Annotated in this window: 14 protein-coding genes and 1 riboswitch; of the genes, 11 read left to right on the top strand and 3 right to left on the bottom strand. The window is 55.0% G+C overall.

Going from position 1 to position 16,032, the window contains the following annotated elements; all coding sequences use genetic code 11:
- Nucleotides 1-23 precede the first annotated feature (23 nt).
- The 7 genes from GEAM_RS16485 to GEAM_RS16455 all read left to right on the top strand — a co-directional run bounded on the left by GEAM_RS16485 (nucleotide 24) and on the right by GEAM_RS16455 (nucleotide 6,541).
- On the top strand, nucleotides 24-821 hold the full coding sequence (locus GEAM_RS16485) for an alkaline phosphatase family protein (RefSeq protein ID WP_034793498.1): 798 nt from the start codon (nucleotides 24-26) through the stop codon (nucleotides 819-821).
- 25 nt (nucleotides 822-846) lie between these two features.
- Complete coding sequence (locus tag GEAM_RS16480; RefSeq protein ID WP_034793495.1) at nucleotides 847-1,686, top strand: ABC transporter permease; 840 nt, start codon at nucleotides 847-849, stop codon at nucleotides 1,684-1,686.
- Between the two features lie 29 nt (nucleotides 1,687-1,715).
- The gene (locus GEAM_RS16475) at nucleotides 1,716-2,501 is read left to right on the top strand and encodes an ABC transporter permease (protein WP_034793612.1); all 786 of its coding nucleotides are present in this window, start codon (nucleotides 1,716-1,718) and stop codon (nucleotides 2,499-2,501) included.
- A gap of 2 nt (nucleotides 2,502-2,503) precedes the next feature.
- Nucleotides 2,504-3,496 carry an ABC transporter ATP-binding protein gene (locus GEAM_RS16470; RefSeq protein ID WP_034793494.1) on the top strand — a complete coding sequence of 331 codons (993 nt, stop codon included), beginning with the start codon at nucleotides 2,504-2,506 and terminating at the stop codon, nucleotides 3,494-3,496.
- Nucleotides 3,493-4,149 carry an HAD family hydrolase gene (locus GEAM_RS16465; RefSeq protein WP_034793493.1) on the top strand — a complete coding sequence of 219 codons (657 nt, stop codon included), beginning with the start codon at nucleotides 3,493-3,495 and terminating at the stop codon, nucleotides 4,147-4,149. Before GEAM_RS16470 ends, GEAM_RS16465 begins: the two co-directional genes overlap by 4 nt.
- Before the next feature lie 15 nt (nucleotides 4,150-4,164).
- Nucleotides 4,165-5,820 carry a Na/Pi cotransporter family protein gene (locus tag GEAM_RS16460; RefSeq protein ID WP_034793492.1) on the top strand — a complete coding sequence of 552 codons (1,656 nt, stop codon included), beginning with the start codon at nucleotides 4,165-4,167 and terminating at the stop codon, nucleotides 5,818-5,820.
- A 235-nt stretch (nucleotides 5,821-6,055) separates the two neighbouring features.
- The gene (locus GEAM_RS16455) at nucleotides 6,056-6,541 is read left to right on the top strand and encodes an ureidoglycolate lyase (RefSeq protein ID WP_034793491.1); all 486 of its coding nucleotides are present in this window, start codon (nucleotides 6,056-6,058) and stop codon (nucleotides 6,539-6,541) included.
- Nucleotides 6,542-6,598: 57 nt separating this feature from the next.
- Here the strand turns inward: GEAM_RS16455 and panS are convergent, their stop codons facing one another.
- Nucleotides 6,599-7,540, bottom strand: a complete 942-nt coding sequence (gene panS, locus GEAM_RS16450) for a ketopantoate/pantoate/pantothenate transporter PanS (RefSeq protein ID WP_034793490.1) — start codon at nucleotides 7,538-7,540, stop codon at nucleotides 6,599-6,601.
- Nucleotides 7,541-7,674: 134 nt separating this feature from the next.
- Nucleotides 7,675-9,063 carry a lysine-sensitive aspartokinase 3 gene (lysC, locus tag GEAM_RS16445; protein WP_051899551.1) on the bottom strand — a complete coding sequence of 463 codons (1,389 nt, stop codon included), beginning with the start codon at nucleotides 9,061-9,063 and terminating at the stop codon, nucleotides 7,675-7,677.
- 107 nt (nucleotides 9,064-9,170) lie between these two features.
- A riboswitch (Lysine riboswitch) is annotated at nucleotides 9,171-9,365 on the bottom strand.
- Nucleotides 9,366-9,605: 240 nt separating this feature from the next.
- Between lysC and pgi the strand changes: the two genes are divergently transcribed.
- The 4 genes from pgi to ubiA all read left to right on the top strand — a co-directional run bounded on the left by pgi (nucleotide 9,606) and on the right by ubiA (nucleotide 13,372).
- Entirely contained in the window at nucleotides 9,606-11,252 is a 1,647-nt protein-coding gene (gene pgi, locus GEAM_RS16440) for a glucose-6-phosphate isomerase (protein ID WP_034793489.1), read from the top strand.
- Nucleotides 11,253-11,403: 151 nt separating this feature from the next.
- On the top strand, nucleotides 11,404-11,811 hold the full coding sequence (psiE, locus tag GEAM_RS16435; protein WP_034793488.1) for a phosphate-starvation-inducible protein PsiE: 408 nt from the start codon (nucleotides 11,404-11,406) through the stop codon (nucleotides 11,809-11,811).
- Between the two features lie 113 nt (nucleotides 11,812-11,924).
- On the top strand, nucleotides 11,925-12,461 hold the full coding sequence (gene ubiC, locus GEAM_RS16430; protein WP_034793486.1) for a chorismate lyase: 537 nt from the start codon (nucleotides 11,925-11,927) through the stop codon (nucleotides 12,459-12,461).
- Nucleotides 12,461-13,372 (top strand): 4-hydroxybenzoate octaprenyltransferase, encoded by a 912-nt coding sequence (gene ubiA, locus GEAM_RS16425; protein ID WP_034793484.1) that lies wholly within the window; start codon nucleotides 12,461-12,463, stop codon nucleotides 13,370-13,372. The genes ubiC and ubiA overlap by 1 nt, the downstream gene beginning before the upstream one ends.
- Before the next feature lie 92 nt (nucleotides 13,373-13,464).
- Here ubiA and plsB read toward each other — a convergent pair whose 3' ends face one another.
- Nucleotides 13,465-15,945: a glycerol-3-phosphate 1-O-acyltransferase PlsB gene (gene plsB / locus GEAM_RS16420; protein WP_034793482.1), complete on the bottom strand. Its 2,481-nt coding sequence runs from the start codon at nucleotides 15,943-15,945 to the stop codon at nucleotides 13,465-13,467.
- Nucleotides 15,946-16,032 lie beyond the last annotated feature (87 nt).

Below are 16,032 nucleotides of genomic sequence, written 5' to 3'. Positions count from 1 at the left end.
ATCAGCAACAAGGCAACGATTCAATGAAAAGCATTCTAGTGGTACTTGACGGTCTGAATTATCAGGTCGCTCGCGATGCAATGGGATATTTACAGGCACAGTGCGCTGCTGGACGCGGCCGCTTGTATCAACTGGAATGCGAATTGCCTTCATTGTCACGGCCTTTGTACGAGTGCATTCTCACCGGCGTGACGCCGGTTGAGAGCGGCATCGTGCATAACCATGTTGATAGACTTTCGACACAGCGCAGTATTTTCCATTATGCCCGTGACGCCGGTTTAACTACCGCGGCGGCGGCCTACCACTGGGTCAGCGAACTCTATAACCAGACGCCGTTTGACCCACCGCGTGACCGCCACACCAGCGACGAAAAACTGACTATCCAGCACGGGCATTTTTATTACGACGATGCTTACCCAGACTCCCATCTTTTCGACGACGCAGAAAGCCTGCGCCGCCGCTATGATCCTGATTTCCTGCTGATTCACCCGATGAATATCGACGATGCGGGACACAAATTTGGCCTCTCCACGCCGCAATATCGCAACAAGGCGCGCAACGCTGACGGCATTCTCTCCCGCTTCTTGGGTGACTGGCTGGCGGCTGGGTACCAGGTAATTGTCACTGCCGACCACGGCATGAATGACGACCGCAGCCACGGCGGTATCTTGCCGGAAGAGCGTCAGGTGCCGCTGTTTGTCTTCGGCTCAGCCTTTAGCTTGCAGGATGCCGCGCCGCTGCAAACTGAACTCTGTGGAACGGTGTGCCAGCTACTGAATATTGCCCACGACAAACCGCATTGCGCGGACTTGTTGGCTTAAACCCGTCACTGCTTGAGGAGTGCCGATGAAAGCCAAGTGGATAGCTGCGTTATTCATGTTGCCGTTTGCCGTGTTTTTTATCGCGTTTCAACTGGCCCCGCTGGTTTGGGTGGCGGTCAGTAGTTTTTACAGCGACACCTATGAGGCGTGGGGGTTCGGCAACTACTCCGATATCCTCACCTCGCCTTTCTACTTGCAGGCCATGCGCTTCTCGCTGGATATCTCTATCTGGTCGAGCGTGTTCGGTTTGTTGATTGCGTTGGTGAGCAGTTACTCACTCCGCCAGCTAGGCCGCACTAAGCTGCATGACTTTGTTATGTCGTTTACCAATATGACCAGCAACTTTGCCGGCGTGCCGCTGGCCTTTGCTTTTGTCATTTTGCTGGGTCTGAACGGCTGCCTGACTTTGCTGCTGAAGAAATACGGTTTGATGGAGAGCTTCAACCTCTATTCGCGCGACGGCCTGATTGTTCTTTATACCTATTTCCAAATCCCGCTCGGCGTTCTGCTGCTCTATCCGGCCTTTGACGCCCTGCGCGAAGACTGGCGCGAGTCCGCCGCGCTGCTCGGCGCGGGGCGCTGGCGCTACTGGCGTCATATCGGCTTGCCGGTGATGTTCCCGGCGCTGATGGGCACTTTCGTCATTCTGCTGGCTAACGCGCTGGGGGCTTATGCCACGGTCTACGCGCTGACCAACGGCAACTTCAACGTGGTGCCGGTGCGCATTGCCGCGCTGGTGTCAGGTGATATCTCCCTCGACCCGAATATGGGCAGTGCTCTGGCGATGTTGCTGGTGGTGCTGATGGTGTTTATCACGTTGATTCATCAATGGTTATTGCGCAGGAGCTATCTGAATGTGCGCTAAAAATGGGGTTGATTGCCGGGAGGGACGCCATGTCTCGCATTGAAGGGGCTTACCACCGCCTGATTGTTTGGATTTTGATGGTGATCCTGCTGTTGCCGCTGGCCGCGACGCTGATTTACGCCTTAGTTAGCGAGTGGGGCGCGACTATTTTGCCGAGCGGTTTCACCTTGAAATGGATGGTGGCGCTGTGGAGCGACCCGCGTTTCCTGATTGCACTGGGCCATTCGCTGCTGATCTGCTTTGGCACGCTGCTGCTGTCGCTGGTGCTGATCCTGCCACTGATGTTTGTGATTGCTTACTATTTCCCTAAGCTCGACACGCTAATGAACATCTTGATCCTGCTACCGTTTGCGGTGCCGCCGGTGGTCTCGTCCGTCGGCCTGATGTCGCTCTACTCGTCGGGGCCATTGGCCATGACCGGCACGCCGTGGATCCTGATTGGCTGCTACTTCACTATTGCCTTGCCGTTCATCTATCGGGCGATTTCCAACAACATGCAGGCGATAAACCTGCGTGACCTGATGGACGCCGCGCACCTGCTGGGCGCCAGCACGTGGAAAGCCGCGCTGCTGGTGGTTTTGCCCAACCTGCGCAAAGGCGGAATGATCGCCGTGCTGCTGTCGTTCTCCTTCTTAATCGGCGAGTTCGTCTTCGCCAACCTGTTGGCCGGAAGCCGCTACGAAACGCTACAAGTTTATCTGTTCAACATGCGCAATGGCAGCGGCCACTTCACCAGCGCATTGGTCATCTCCTATTTCGTGGTAGTCCTGATTTTCACTTGGATTGCTAACGTGCTGAACAAGGAAAAGAGCTGAAAATGTCCTATTTACAGGTCACTAAACTCAACAAGCATTACGGCCAAACGCAGATTTTCAACGACATTGATTTCAGCGCGAAAGAGGGCGAATTCGTCACTTTACTTGGGCCTAGCGGCTGCGGGAAATCCACCCTGCTGCGCTGCCTCGCGGGGCTGACCTCGGTAGACAGCGGGCAGATTATTTTGCAAGGGCAGGACATTGTGCCGCTCAGCCCGCAAGAGCGCGGTATCGGCATGGTTTTCCAGAGCTACGCGCTATTCCCGAATATGACTGTCGAAGGCAATGTGGCTTTCGGCCTCAAGATGCAGAAATTGTCGGCGAATGAGATTCACCGCCGGGTTGGCGACGTGCTGGCGCTGGTGGAAATGAACGATTACGCCAAGCGTTATCCGCACCAGCTGTCGGGCGGGCAGTGCCAGCGCGTGGCCTTGGCGCGCTCTTTGGTGACACAGCCGCGCCTGCTGCTGCTCGACGAACCTCTCTCCGCGCTTGATGCCCGTATTCGTAAACACCTGCGCGAGCAGATCCGCCGTATTCAGCGCGAAATGAACCTGACGGCCATTTTTGTGACCCATGATCAGGAAGAAGCCCTGACCATGTCCGACAGAATCGTGCTGATGAACAAAGGTCAGATTGTGCAAAACGCTGACGCCGAAACTCTATATACCGAGCCGGTTAACGCCTTCGCCGCCGGTTTCATCGGCAGTTATAACTTGCTGACAGCCGAACAGGCGCACGCTTTGACCGGCCAGCAGTACGGCGGTCAGGTGGCAATTCGCCCTGAATCGATTGTATTATGTGCACCTGAACAGGGCATTTCGGCCCGAATTTTAAATCACAGCCTGTTGGGAAGCGTGGTGCGTTATCGCGTTTTGGCGAACAATGTCGAGCTTTCCGTGGATGTGTTGAACCGTTCTGTAGCCTCTCTCCTCGCCGATGGCAGTGAAATTGGTCTACAGTTAGATCTTGTTACGTTACGGGAAGTTGCATGAGTCTGGCGCTGTTTGATCTCGATGAAACTCTGATTAGCGGCGACTGTTCCAGCCTGTGGTCAGCCTTTATGGTGAAGCAGGGATGGGTGGCGAATGAGCAGGCATTCCTGCAACGCGACGCCTACCTGATGCAGCAATACGCCGTGGGTCAGATGGATATGCAAGAGTACATGAACTGTACCCTTGAGCCGCTGCAAGGCCGCACTCAGCAAGATGTGGCGCAGATGGTACAACTTTATATTCATGAAGTGATTGCCCCACGCGTATACAATGACGCTCGTGAATGTTTGGCCCGTCACCGTGAGAAAGGTGATCGCACGGTGGTGATTTCCGCCTCGGGTGAACATTTGGTTGCGCCAATCGCCCGCTTCCTTGGCGTTGACGAAACCTTGGCGATTGGTGTCGGCATTGAAAATGGGATTTTCACCGGCACGACGCAAGGCGTGATGACCTACCGCGAAGGCAAGGTCACGCGGCTGATGGCGCTGATTAATCAGGATGCTTCCCAGCTGCAACACGCCAGTTTTTACTCGGATTCCCACAATGACTTGCCGCTGCTCACTAAGGTAGGTCACCCGAATGTGGTGAACCCGGACGCTATCCTGCACCAACACGCCCGGCAGGCAGGATGGCCTGTTTTTGCCTGGCGTTAACGGAGCTGTTCTTTAGTGTTAACTCTTCTGCATTTGTTGTCTGCTGTTTCACTTTTAGTTTGGGGTACGCACATTGTGCGTACTGGCATCATGCGCGTTTTTGGTGCCAATCTGCGGCGAGTTCTCAGCAATAGCGTGGAAAAAAAACCTCTGGCCTTTGTGGCAGGGATTGGGGTTACCGCGCTGGTTCAAAGCAGCAATGCTACAGCATTGCTGGTGACCTCCTTCGTTTCACAGGGGCTGGTGGCCCTTTCTCCGGCGCTGGTGATTATCCTCGGCGCGGATGTCGGTACCGCGCTGATGGCGCGCGTACTGACCTTTGACCTGTCGTGGCTCTCGCCGTTGCTGATTTTTGTCGGCGTCTCCTTCTTCCTCAGCCGTAAACAGACCCGCGCCGGGCAGATGGGCCGCGTGGGGATTGGCCTTGGGCTGATCTTGCTGGCGCTGGAGCTGATTGTCTCGGCCGCGACGCCTATCACGCAGGCATCGGGCGTCAAAGTGCTGTTCTCGTCGTTGACCGGCGATGTGATCCTCGATGCCCTGACCGGCGCAGTTTTCGCCATTGTCAGTTACTCCAGTTTGGCGGCGGTGCTGCTGACGGCCACGCTGGCGGCGACCGGGGTGATTTCGCTGAAAGTCGCGCTCTGTCTGGTGATTGGTGCCAACCTCGGCAGTGGCTTGCTGGCGATGATCAACGCCAGCAAACAGAATGCCGCTGGCCGCCGCGTGGCGCTGGGCAGCGTGCTGTTTAAGCTAATTGGCTGCGTCATCGTGCTGCCTTTTATCGGGCCGCTCTCGGGGCAACTGGCGCGTTTGGGCATTCCGGACGAAGAGCTGGTTATCTATTTCCACATGTTCTACAACCTGATCCGCTGTCTGGCGATGGTGCCGCTTTCTGGCCCAATGGCTCGGGTGTGCGAACTGATGATAGCCGACGCGCCGGAAGAAGATCCGCGCCTGCGCCCTCGCCATCTGGATGTCAGCGCGCTGGATACCCCGGCGCTGGCGCTGGCTAATGCCGCGCGTGAGACGCTGCGCATGGGCGACGTGGTGGAGCATATGCTGATCCTCAACCACGAGGTGATGCACGGCAAACTGGCACAGGACCGTGAAGTGCGCCGTCTGGATGATGACGTTGATGTGCTTTACACCGCCATCAAGCTCTATCTGGCGCAGATCCACAAAGAGGATTTGGGCGAAGATGATTCGCGCCGCTGGGCGGAAATCATCGAAATGGCGATGAACCTCGAACAGGCTGGCGACATCATTGAACGCATGACGGCGGACATTGCGGCGAAATCTCACGCGGCGCGCCGGGCGTTCTCGCCTGAAGGTCTGACCGAGTTGGATTCTCTGCATGAGAAGCTGGTGGACAACCTGCGTCTGAGCCTGTCGGTATTCCTGTCTAATGATTTGACCAGCGCCCGCCGCCTGCGTCGTTCTAAGCATCGCTTCCGCTTGCTGGACCGCCGCTACGCTCACGCCCACGTCGACCGTTTGCATCAGCATAACGTGCAAAGCATCGAAACCAGCTCGTTGCATTTAGGTTTGCTGGGCGACATGAAGCGCCTTAACTCGCTGTTCTGCGCCGTGGCTTATAACGTGTTGGACAAAGATGCGCAGGAAGACGACGACCGCGACGCCGATGATGCCGTAACCCTGATGAAATAAGCCCTGAAGCCACGCGAAGCTTAACTTTCGCGTGGCTTTCTTCTTGTTTTCCCCTCTGTATTTCCTTTTGAAACCCGAGCTGCTTTTTATCCTATTGCGCGATAATTGTGCGAATGATCGCTGTTATGGAAAATATTTCCAATAATATGTTTATGCACGCTCACACGCGTTGAAGCGCAGGTTCTGGCCCGTGGAAAATCCCAAAGGATGGACCCCCTATCGCAAAAGGAAATGTATGGAACTGAAAGTCAGCAGGCTCACAAGCGAAGCGTTTTCGCCTTACGGTGAGGTTATCAAAGTGGAGGGAAATGATTTCTTTCACATCAATGATGGCCAGACCGAGCGGTATCACGACCTGATAGATATTGAAATTATTGATGGCAAGCCGGTGCTGATGAGTATCAATCGCTCCCAGCCCGCGCCGCTGCCAATCCAGATTTCTGTGCTCGAGAAGCACCCGCTGGGCAGTCAGGCCTTTATGCCGCTGAAGGGGGAGGCTTTTGTGGTGATTGTGGCGGAGGCCGGAGAGCACATTCGAACGGAGACGCTAAAAGCCTTTATCACTAACGGCTCGGAGGGGGTGAACTATCGCCGGGGAGTGTGGCACCATCCGCTGTTTGCTTACCAAACCGTGACCGACTTCCTGACCATAGATCGCGGCGGTACGGACAATTGCTTGGTGGAAGAGTTACCGGAGCTTTGTACGTTAGTTTTTGAATAGCTTTTGATACTCACGAGCAGCCCGCCTGAAACTCAGCGGCGGGCTGCTCGGCCCTTCTTACTTACTCACTTTATGAGTTCGCTTCGCGTCATCCACCGGCTTTCCTGACCAGTAGCCCGCCAGCAGCGAGCCAGACAGGTTGTGCCAAACCGAGAACAGCGCGCCCGGCAAGGCGGCCAGCGGGGTGAAGTAGATTTTACCCAGCGTGGCGGCCAGACCTGAGTTCTGCATGCCGACTTCCATCGCCAGCGTGCGGCAGGTGGTTTCGTCGAAGCCAAACAGCTTGCCGCCCCAGTAGCCGCTCAGCAGGCCAATGGCGTTATGCAGGATAACCGCCACGATCACCACCAAACCGACCGAGCCGATAAAGCCCTGACTGCCCGCCACCACGGCGCTGATGATGGCGACGATGCACACCATAGAGAAGATAGGCAGCAGCGGTTCGATGCGTTTGACGGTTTTGGTAAACAGGTGATGAATAATCAAACCGGCGAAAATAGGGATAACCACGATCTGCAAGATGCTCAGCAGCATGCCGACCACGTCCACTTTGATGTGGGTATCCACATACAGGCGGGTGAGCAGCGGGGTGGCAAACACGCCAACCAACGTTGAGACGGCGGAGATGGTCACGGACAGTGCGACGTCACCTTTCGCCAGATAAATCATCACGTTGGATGCAGTGCCCGAGGCAACGCTTCCCACCAAAATCATCCCTGCCGACAGATCAGCGGGCATATGGAATAGCTTGGCCAGAACCCAGGCCGCCAGAGGCATGATCAGGTAATGCAGGAAGGTTGCGGCGGCTACCGGCGCAGGGCGGGACAGCACGCGCTTAAAGTCGCCAAATTCTAGCGTTACGCCCATGGCAAACATAATCAGCATCAGGAGGGTGGTGACGTGCGGCCCGATGGGCGTGAAGGTGCTGGGCGAGTAGTAGGCGGCGACGGACAGCAGCACTGCCCACAGAGGGAACAGGCGAGTTATTTTGGCTAACATGTGGAGGATCCTTGTTTTCTAGTTATGTGATGTTGTGGGTCAAAATTTGCCATAGCGATTTGGTTGTAGCACAGAACGATGTGCATAAAAAAGCCGGGCGCAGGGCCCGGCTGAACAGCACACCGCGCCGAAGATTATTCGAATAGGTTGCGGTGTAGAGTAGTAATGACTTGGTCGGCGTCGTTGCCCGGCACCAGGAAGCACAGGTTGTAGCTGCTTGCGCCGTAGCAAATCATGCGGATGTTGAACGGGTCGAGCACCCCAAACACCTCTTTACCCACGCCGCTTGCCTGAGACAATTTATTGCCAATCAGGGCGATCAGCGCCAAGTTTTCTTCCACTTCCACGCGGCACAATGAAGACAGCTCAGTCAGCAGCGAGGTGGTCAGCAGGCTGGCACCGGATGACGTTGAACCCGTGGTGTCCAACGTCAAGGCCACGCTAACTTCAGAGGTGGTGATCAGGTCTACTGACACATTGTGACGCGCCAGAATGCCAAACACTTCGGCGAGGAAACCGTGTGAATGCAGCATGCTCAGGCTGTGCAGAGTGACCAGAGTCTGTTTGCGGCGCAGAGCCAGCGCGCGGAACAGCGGCGGGTTAACCGTGGTGTTACACACTAATGTGCCGCCCGCAGCCGGGTCTTTGCTCGAACCGACAAATACCGGAATACCGCGACGTACGGCGGGAAGCAGGGTCGCCGGGTGCAATACTTTCGCTCCGAAGGTGGCCATTTCAGCCGCTTCTTCGAAAGTAATGCGATCAATGCGTTTAGCCGCTGGCACTACGCGCGGGTCAGTGGTGTAGATGCCCGGCACGTCTGTCCAGATATCCACGCGAGCGACGCTCAACGCTTCACCCAGCAGAGCAGCGGTATAGTCGCTGCCGCCACGGCCTAGCGTGGTGGTGCGTCCTTTGGCTTCCGCGCCGATAAAGCCCTGAGTTACCACTAAGGCTTCCTGAATGCGCGGTTGCAGCTGTTGCAGCGCCAGCTCAGACAGGGCGGTGGTGTCCGGCTCGGCTTTGCCGAAATGTTCATTGGTACGCATGACTTTACGCACGTCGAACCATTCTGCGGCGACATTGCGCTCACGCAGAATTTCCACAAACAGCAGAGTGGACATCAGTTCGCCGTGGCTGACCAGTTCATCGGTCAGCGCGGTCGAGGTGGCGAGGCTTGCGGCTTCAGACAGCATGCTAATGTTTTCCAGCATGCGGCCAATCTCTTCGCGGATCACGTCAGGTTTATTCAGGCAGTCGATGATAGCGGATTGGATCCGGCGAATTTCATCAAGCAGGAATACCCGGCGCTCGGCGTCTTTGCCCTGCGCGAGTTCAACCAACAGGTTAGTGATCCCAGCCGATGCTGACAGCACGACAAGACGGACATTCGGGTTGGAGAGAACCACATCGGCGCTGCGATTCATGGCGTCGTAATCCGCTACGCTGGTGCCGCCGAATTTGGCGACAACGGTGCTGCCCAAAGGCTGGGGATTCGCGTTGCGGGATACTGCGTAATTCATGGTAAACCTCGTGTCACGGATGTTGGAGCTTCAACATCCACTTAATTCCATAAGAATTGGCACAAGAGGGAGAGCGGGAGAGGGGGCAGACGTAGAAATGCTACGATACACCCAGAAGCGCCCCACCTTGCCAATACCCTTGTTACGGGTATATCTCGGTGACAACCCAGAGGATTCAGCCCCTGTGGTCGATCCGCAGCTTGCCGCAAGCTTTAGACCTCGGCGTCGCACCCCCTGATGTATCCTCTTCGGATTTCGGCTCCTCCGATACACTTCCTGGGCGACGCGCCTCTTCTGGCTCAAATGGCGCAATTAACGCGCGCATGTGAGTTAGGCGCTTAGGAATAACGGGTTATTGCCTCTCTGTCAACGATAAGCAGCCTTACCTAGGTACATTTTGACCAATTGCCATCTAATATTGTTTTCTGTCATGGTTAAGCGACAGTTATCACCTATCGCAAGAAAAGGCATCTCATCTCAGGTATAACGGGATACAATCATGTTAGTTACGTCACATTTATTCTCAGCCTAAGAGCATTGCTATGAAAAATATCAATCCAACTCAAACCGCTGCATGGCAAGCGTTGCAGCAGCATTTCGATACGATGAAAGATGTGCAGATTAGTCATCTGTTTGCTGAAGATAGCGACCGTTTCACTAAATTCTCTGCGACCTTTGAAGACCAAATGCTGGTCGATTTCTCTAAAAACCGCATTACCGCCGAGACGCTGGACAAACTGCAAGCACTGGCGAAAGAGACCCAGTTGCAGGATGCCATCAAATCGATGTTCTCCGGCGAGAAGATCAACCGCACTGAAGACCGCGCCGTGCTGCACGTCGCTCTGCGTAACCGCAGCAACACCCCAATCGTGGTGGATGGCAAAGACGTTATGCCTGAAGTCAACGCGGTGCTGGCGAAAATCAAAGGTTTCACCGAGCGCGTCATTGGCGGCGAGTGGAAGGGTTACACCGGTAAAGCCATTACTGACGTCGTTAACATTGGTATCGGCGGTTCTGACCTCGGCCCATTCATGGTGACCGAAGCGCTGCGCCCGTACAAAAACCACCTGAACATGCATTTCGTCTCCAACGTTGATGGCACCCACATCGCCGAAGCGCTGAAAGACCTCTCTCCAGAAACCACCCTGTTCTTGGTTGCTTCAAAAACCTTCACCACGCAAGAAACCATGACCAACGCCCACAGCGCGCGCGACTGGTTCCTGAAAACTGCCGGTGATGACAAGCACGTTGCGAAACACTTCGCGGCCCTGTCTACCAATGGCAAAGCGGTGAGCGAGTTTGGTATCGACACTGACAACATGTTCGAGTTCTGGGACTGGGTTGGCGGTCGTTACTCCCTGTGGTCTGCTATCGGCCTGTCGATTGCTCTGTCGGTTGGTTTCGAAAACTTCGAACAACTGCTCAGCGGCGCGCACGCGATGGACAAACACTTCGCAGAAACCCCAGCCGAGAAAAACTTGCCGGTTCTGCTGGCGCTGATTGGTATCTGGTATAACGATTTCTACGGCACCGAAACCGAAGCTATCCTGCCATACGACCAGTACATGCATCGCTTTGCGGCTTACTTCCAGCAGGGCAACATGGAATCCAACGGTAAGTACGTTGACCGTAACGGCAATCCGGTGGACTACCAGACTGGCCCAATCATCTGGGGTGAGCCGGGCACTAACGGCCAGCACGCCTTCTACCAGCTGATTCACCAAGGGACCAAAATTGTTCCTTGTGACTTCATCGCGCCAGCCATCAGCCATAACCCGCTGAGCGACCACCATGCCAAATTGCTGTCTAACTTCTTCGCACAGACTGAAGCGCTGGCATTTGGTAAATCACTGGACGTGGTAGAGCAAGAGTTCGCGGAACAAGGCAAAAAGCCGGAAGACGTGAAACACGTTGCGCCATTCAAAGTGTTTGAAGGTAACCGCCCAACGAACTCCATCCTGTTGCGCGAAATCACGCCATACAGCTTGGGTGCGTTGATCGCCATGTACGAGCACAAAATCTTCACTCAGGGCGCAATCCTCAATATCTACACCTTCGACCAATGGGGCGTGGAATTGGGCAAACAGCTGGCAAACCGTATCCTGCCAGAACTGAGCGGCAATGAAGAAGTGAAAGGCCACGATAGCTCCACCAATGGTCTGATTAATCGCTTCAAAAACTGGCGTTAATAATTCGTCATCTTTCGCATTTTCTTGGCGGAAGCTGCATTAAATTAAAAGGGTCGGCCATGAGTGGCTGGCCCTTTTTTTATCGCGCTTTGCTATGGCTGGCGCTGTGGTATTCTGCTCGAACAATTAACAAAAGTGGGACATAGATCACATGGCTGGCTCAAAACGCGCGATGATGATATCCGTCATTATGCAACGAATTATGAACGTCTTTTTATTGGGGCTGGCAGCGATTTTGACGCTGTTCCTTGGCCGCGAAACCTATCATTTAGCGCTGGTGCTGTTCGTCAACAATGACGAATCTTCCTCCTATTTGCTGATCGAAGGTATCGTCATTTACTTCCTGTACTTCGAGTTTATCGCCTTGATTGTGAAGTACTTCTCCTCGGGATATCACTTCCCGCTGCGCTATTTTATTTATATCGGCATCACGGCCATTATTCGCCTGATCATTGTGGACCACAAAAGTCCTTACGATACGCTGGTCTATGCCTGCGCCATCTTGGTTCTGGTGGTCACGCTGTTCTTGGCAAACAGCGAACGGCTGCGTCGCGAGTAGTTGAGAGTAAAGGATTCGCCCGCAAGTCGATTACTGTCGGAACATTCTGCGTTAGAATGCGAGGCTGATGATTAATAGGGGCGCTTAATGCGTCCCTGCTACGGAGTCTATTCATGTCTGAGTCCCATTCCCCTGCACAACCCCCAATTCACTGGTTAGAAGACGCGAAAAGCGTCCCCGCCGACGTTGCCGACTGGCTGATGGAAATGGGCTCGATGACCCGTCGCTTTGAGAAGCAGGGCGTTACCGTGACGGTACAGCCCAAGCGCGAATGCTTTGTCACTCGTGAAGAGCTGGGTGAAAGCGAAGCCGAACAGCTGCCGGTGAGCGCGCGTTACTGGATCCGTGAAATCGTGCTGTTTGGTGATGATGAGGCGTGGCTGCTGGGGCGCACCGTGATCCCTGAGGAAACCCTGACCGGCCCTGATTTGGCGCTGGTGGACTTAGGCACCGTGCCGCTGGGCCGCTATCTTTTTGGCGGCAACAATATGACCCGTGATTACATTCATCTCGGCCAACTGCCGCTGGAAGAGGGTGACCTGTGGGCTCGGCGTTCTCGCCTACGCCTCTCGGATAAGCCGCTGTTGCTGACCGAAATTTTCCTGCCGGATTCGCCTGTTCACCGTCCTGAAAACAAGGTGCAGGGCTAATGGCTCAGTTAAATCAACAAGAGGGAACCAAGGTGTCTGCAAGCCTGCCACAGGGCACTTGGCGCGACTACTGCCGCCTGATGCGCATTGATAAACCTATTGGCTCGCTGCTGCTGCTCTGGCCGACGCTGTGGGCGTTATGGCTGGCGGGCGGCGGTATGCCGTCGATGAAAATCCTGCTGGTCTTCGTGCTGGGCGTGTTCTTTATGCGCGCCGCGGGTTGCGTGGTGAATGACTATGCTGACCGCAAGTTCGACGGCCACGTGAAGCGCACGGCTCACCGCCCGCTGCCGAGTGGCGCTATCAGCGGCAAACAGGCCAAAATACTGTTTGCCGGGCTGGTGCTGGCTTCTTTCCTGCTGGTGCTGACGCTTAATCGCATGACGATTCTGCTGTCACTCGCCGGGCTGGCGCTGGCGTGGATCTACCCCTTTGTTAAGCGTGTGAGCAATTTGCCGCAGGTGGTTTTAGGCGCGGCGTTTGGCTGGTCTATCCCGATGGCCTATGCCGCAGTGAGTGAAGCCGTTCCACTGAGCTGCTGGCTGCTGTTTGCCGCCAATATTTGCTGGACCGTGGCTTATGACACCCAGTACGCGATGGTTGATAGAGACGATGACTTGAAGATTGGCGTGAAGTCCACTGCGATACTTTTTGGTCGTTTCGACAACCTGATCAACGGCATTCTGCAACTCGTCATGCTGGCACTGCTGGCGGTAGTTGGGCATTTAACCCAGTTGGGCGCGCCATTCTATTGGTCTTTGCTGCTGGCCGCCGCGCTGTTCGCCCATCAGCACAAGCTGACTGCGAAACGCGACCGCGACGCCTGCTTCTTGGCTTTCCGCCAAAACAACTATGTCGGCTTGGTGCTGTTCCTCGGCATTCTGATGAGCTTATCCCAGTTTAGCTTCTAAGCCTTCGCGCTTCGGAAAGTGCCATAAAAAACGCCCGGTTCTTGTTAAGAGAACCGGGCGTTTTGTTTGTGATTTACTGCACTTGGCGAGACTTAGTGGTCAGTTTCTCGCACGTCGACCTTCGGCTCCGCCGGTGGCTCGGAAGGCTGCGGAAGCTCGGACGGCATGCCCGCGCTTTCGATAGTCAGCTTGATTTCCGGCGTCATTAAATCACTCAGAATGGTGTAAATCTCACGCGTGTGTTCCGGGATAGCATCGCCGATATCGTTGATGAAGCCCTCGGCACGCAACGTGCCAACCAATGTGGTAAAGACGGCTTTGTCGAAGAACTCTGGCGCATTGATACCGTGCAGAACGGACAGGCGCTGGGCCATGATCCGGCTCTCTTTCTCCAACGCCCCACGGCTGATGCTCGGGTTGTTGGTTAACAGAGAGAGGGTGATGGCGTAGCGTTGCAGCGTTTCACGCACACCGGCTGCCAGCAGTTGCAGCGGGCGAATACGCGCCGGGTTCAGCGACAGCGTCTCGCCGTCGAGCTTAATCAAGCCCTGACGAGCCAGTTCGGCGCTCAGCACTTCCAGCAGCGCTGGCAACTGTTCTTTGCTGTAGTGCATGAACAGTTCGGCTTTCATCATTGGGAAAATCAGCTCAACCTGACGCAGCAGTTCTTGGCTGCTCACCGAGCGGTGATGCATGACAATACTGGCAATCAGCGATGGCAATACCAGCATATGGTGAATGTTGTTGCGGTAGTAAGTCATCAGCACGGCCTGCTCGCGCGGCAGTACAATGATGTCACCAATATTGTCTTTCTCGACTTCGAACTTGTTCATGTTCAAAGCGTGGTCGAGCAACTGCGCCGCGGTTAAATCTGGCACGGTTGAATCTTCAGCGTAAGGCACGTTGCGCAGCAATTGCAGGTAGCAATCGAGCTGCTCGGTTAACTGCTCACGGGTGAGTGAACGTTGACGCGACGCCAGCAGCGCGGTACAGCACAAGTTCATGGCATTGGCTGCCGCTGAATTGTTGATACGTACCATGATTTTGTCCGCCAAATCCTGCACCGTTGGGGTCAGCCAGCTTGGGCGTTGTGCTTCGATTGGGTCGATAGCGTCACGCCAAGTTGGGACATTTTGGTTCAGGTAGGTGGTGAGATGCAGCGGCTCGCCGAAGTTAACGTAGCCCTGACCCAAGTTACGCAGTTTGCGCAACCCGTTGATCATCTGCATAAAGCTTTCTTTCTCTTTGGTCGCGCCGCGCAGCTCTTTGGCGTAAGTCCCCACTTCCATCACGTGCTCGTAACCGATGTAAATCGGCACCAACGTGATAGGGCGAGAACCACCGCGCAGCATGGCCTGTATGGTCATCGCCAGCGTGCCGGTCTTCGGCTCAAGCAGTCGCCCGGTGCGCGAACGGCCACCTTCGACGAAATACTCAACCGAATAGCCACGGGTAAACAGCTCGCCCAGATACTCGCGGAAGACCGTGGAGTAGAGCTTGTTACCCTTGAAGGTACGGCGAATAAAGAAGGCACCCAGACGGCGGAAAATCGGGCCAGCGGGCCAGAAATTCAGGTTGATACCGGCAGCGATGTGCGGCGGCACCAGACCTTGATGGTAAAGCACGTAAGAGAGCAGCAGGTAGTCCATGTGGCTGCGGTGGCAGGGAACATAAACAATCTCCTGACCATCTTGCGCCAGCTGACGAACGCGCTCGGCGTTGTGTACGTTGATGCCTTTATAGAGGCGGTTCCACGTCCAACTCAGTACGCGGTCGGACAAACGCACGGCTTCATAAGAGAAGTTCGCCGCAATCTCTTCCATCAGTTCGATGGCGTTCTGTTGGGCTTTCTCGTGAGAAATCTTCTTGCTACGCGCTTCGTCTTCAACCGCTTTTTCGATGGCTTTCGAGGCCAACAGCTTGTTGAACAGCTCCTGACGCACTGGCAGACGCGGACCAACGGCGGCCAGACGCTGGCGTGAGAAGTGCATACGCGCCACGCGAGCCAGCTTCTGAGCAATGGTCTTGTCAGTGCCGTGTTCTGTGGCCATGTAGCGCAGAGAAACGGTGTTGGAAAAACGCACAAAGCTATCGCGACCCAGCCACAGCACGGCGAAGAACTTCTGCACGCCGTTCAACACGCGAAGATGCGGTGTCTGCTGCCCTTCACGCCCCGGCGCACGGCCAAACATCACTGATACTGGCAACATTTGAATGTCGAGATCAGGATTATTGCGGTGCAAATCGAGGTAGTCGTGGAACAGCTTTATCGACTCAATTTTCGGCGTGTAATAAGTGAATACACGCGGGCCTTCAGCGATAAACACGTGGCTCGGCAGCTGTACGCCGTCGATTTCCAAAGGAATAAGGGGATCAGGCAGATTCTGCGCCAAGCACTGGGTGCGCAACGTCAGTAAATCCGCTTTCGAATGGTAAGGTAAAACATACAAGATCGGGCGAGTCGGATCTAAACGCAACTCGGTAACGGGATCTGTAGGGATGACCTTGCTCTTTACCAGCAATTTTAGTGGTAAATTCAATAAGGTATAATAAAGTCTACGCCAACCTGACATAAAAAATGTGAAGCCTCTTGTTAGCAAATCGCCGCAAGGATACCAGAAACTAGGATCGAGTTCTGTTTGTTGCACTAGTGGCGATAT

Source organism: Ewingella americana ATCC 33852 (genome assembly GCF_000735345.1).
In the GTDB taxonomy this organism is placed as follows: Bacteria; Pseudomonadota; Gammaproteobacteria; order Enterobacterales; family Enterobacteriaceae; genus Ewingella; species Ewingella americana.
The sequence above is the reverse complement of the archived record's forward strand: the minus strand, read 5'-3'. Positions and strand labels throughout refer to the sequence as shown.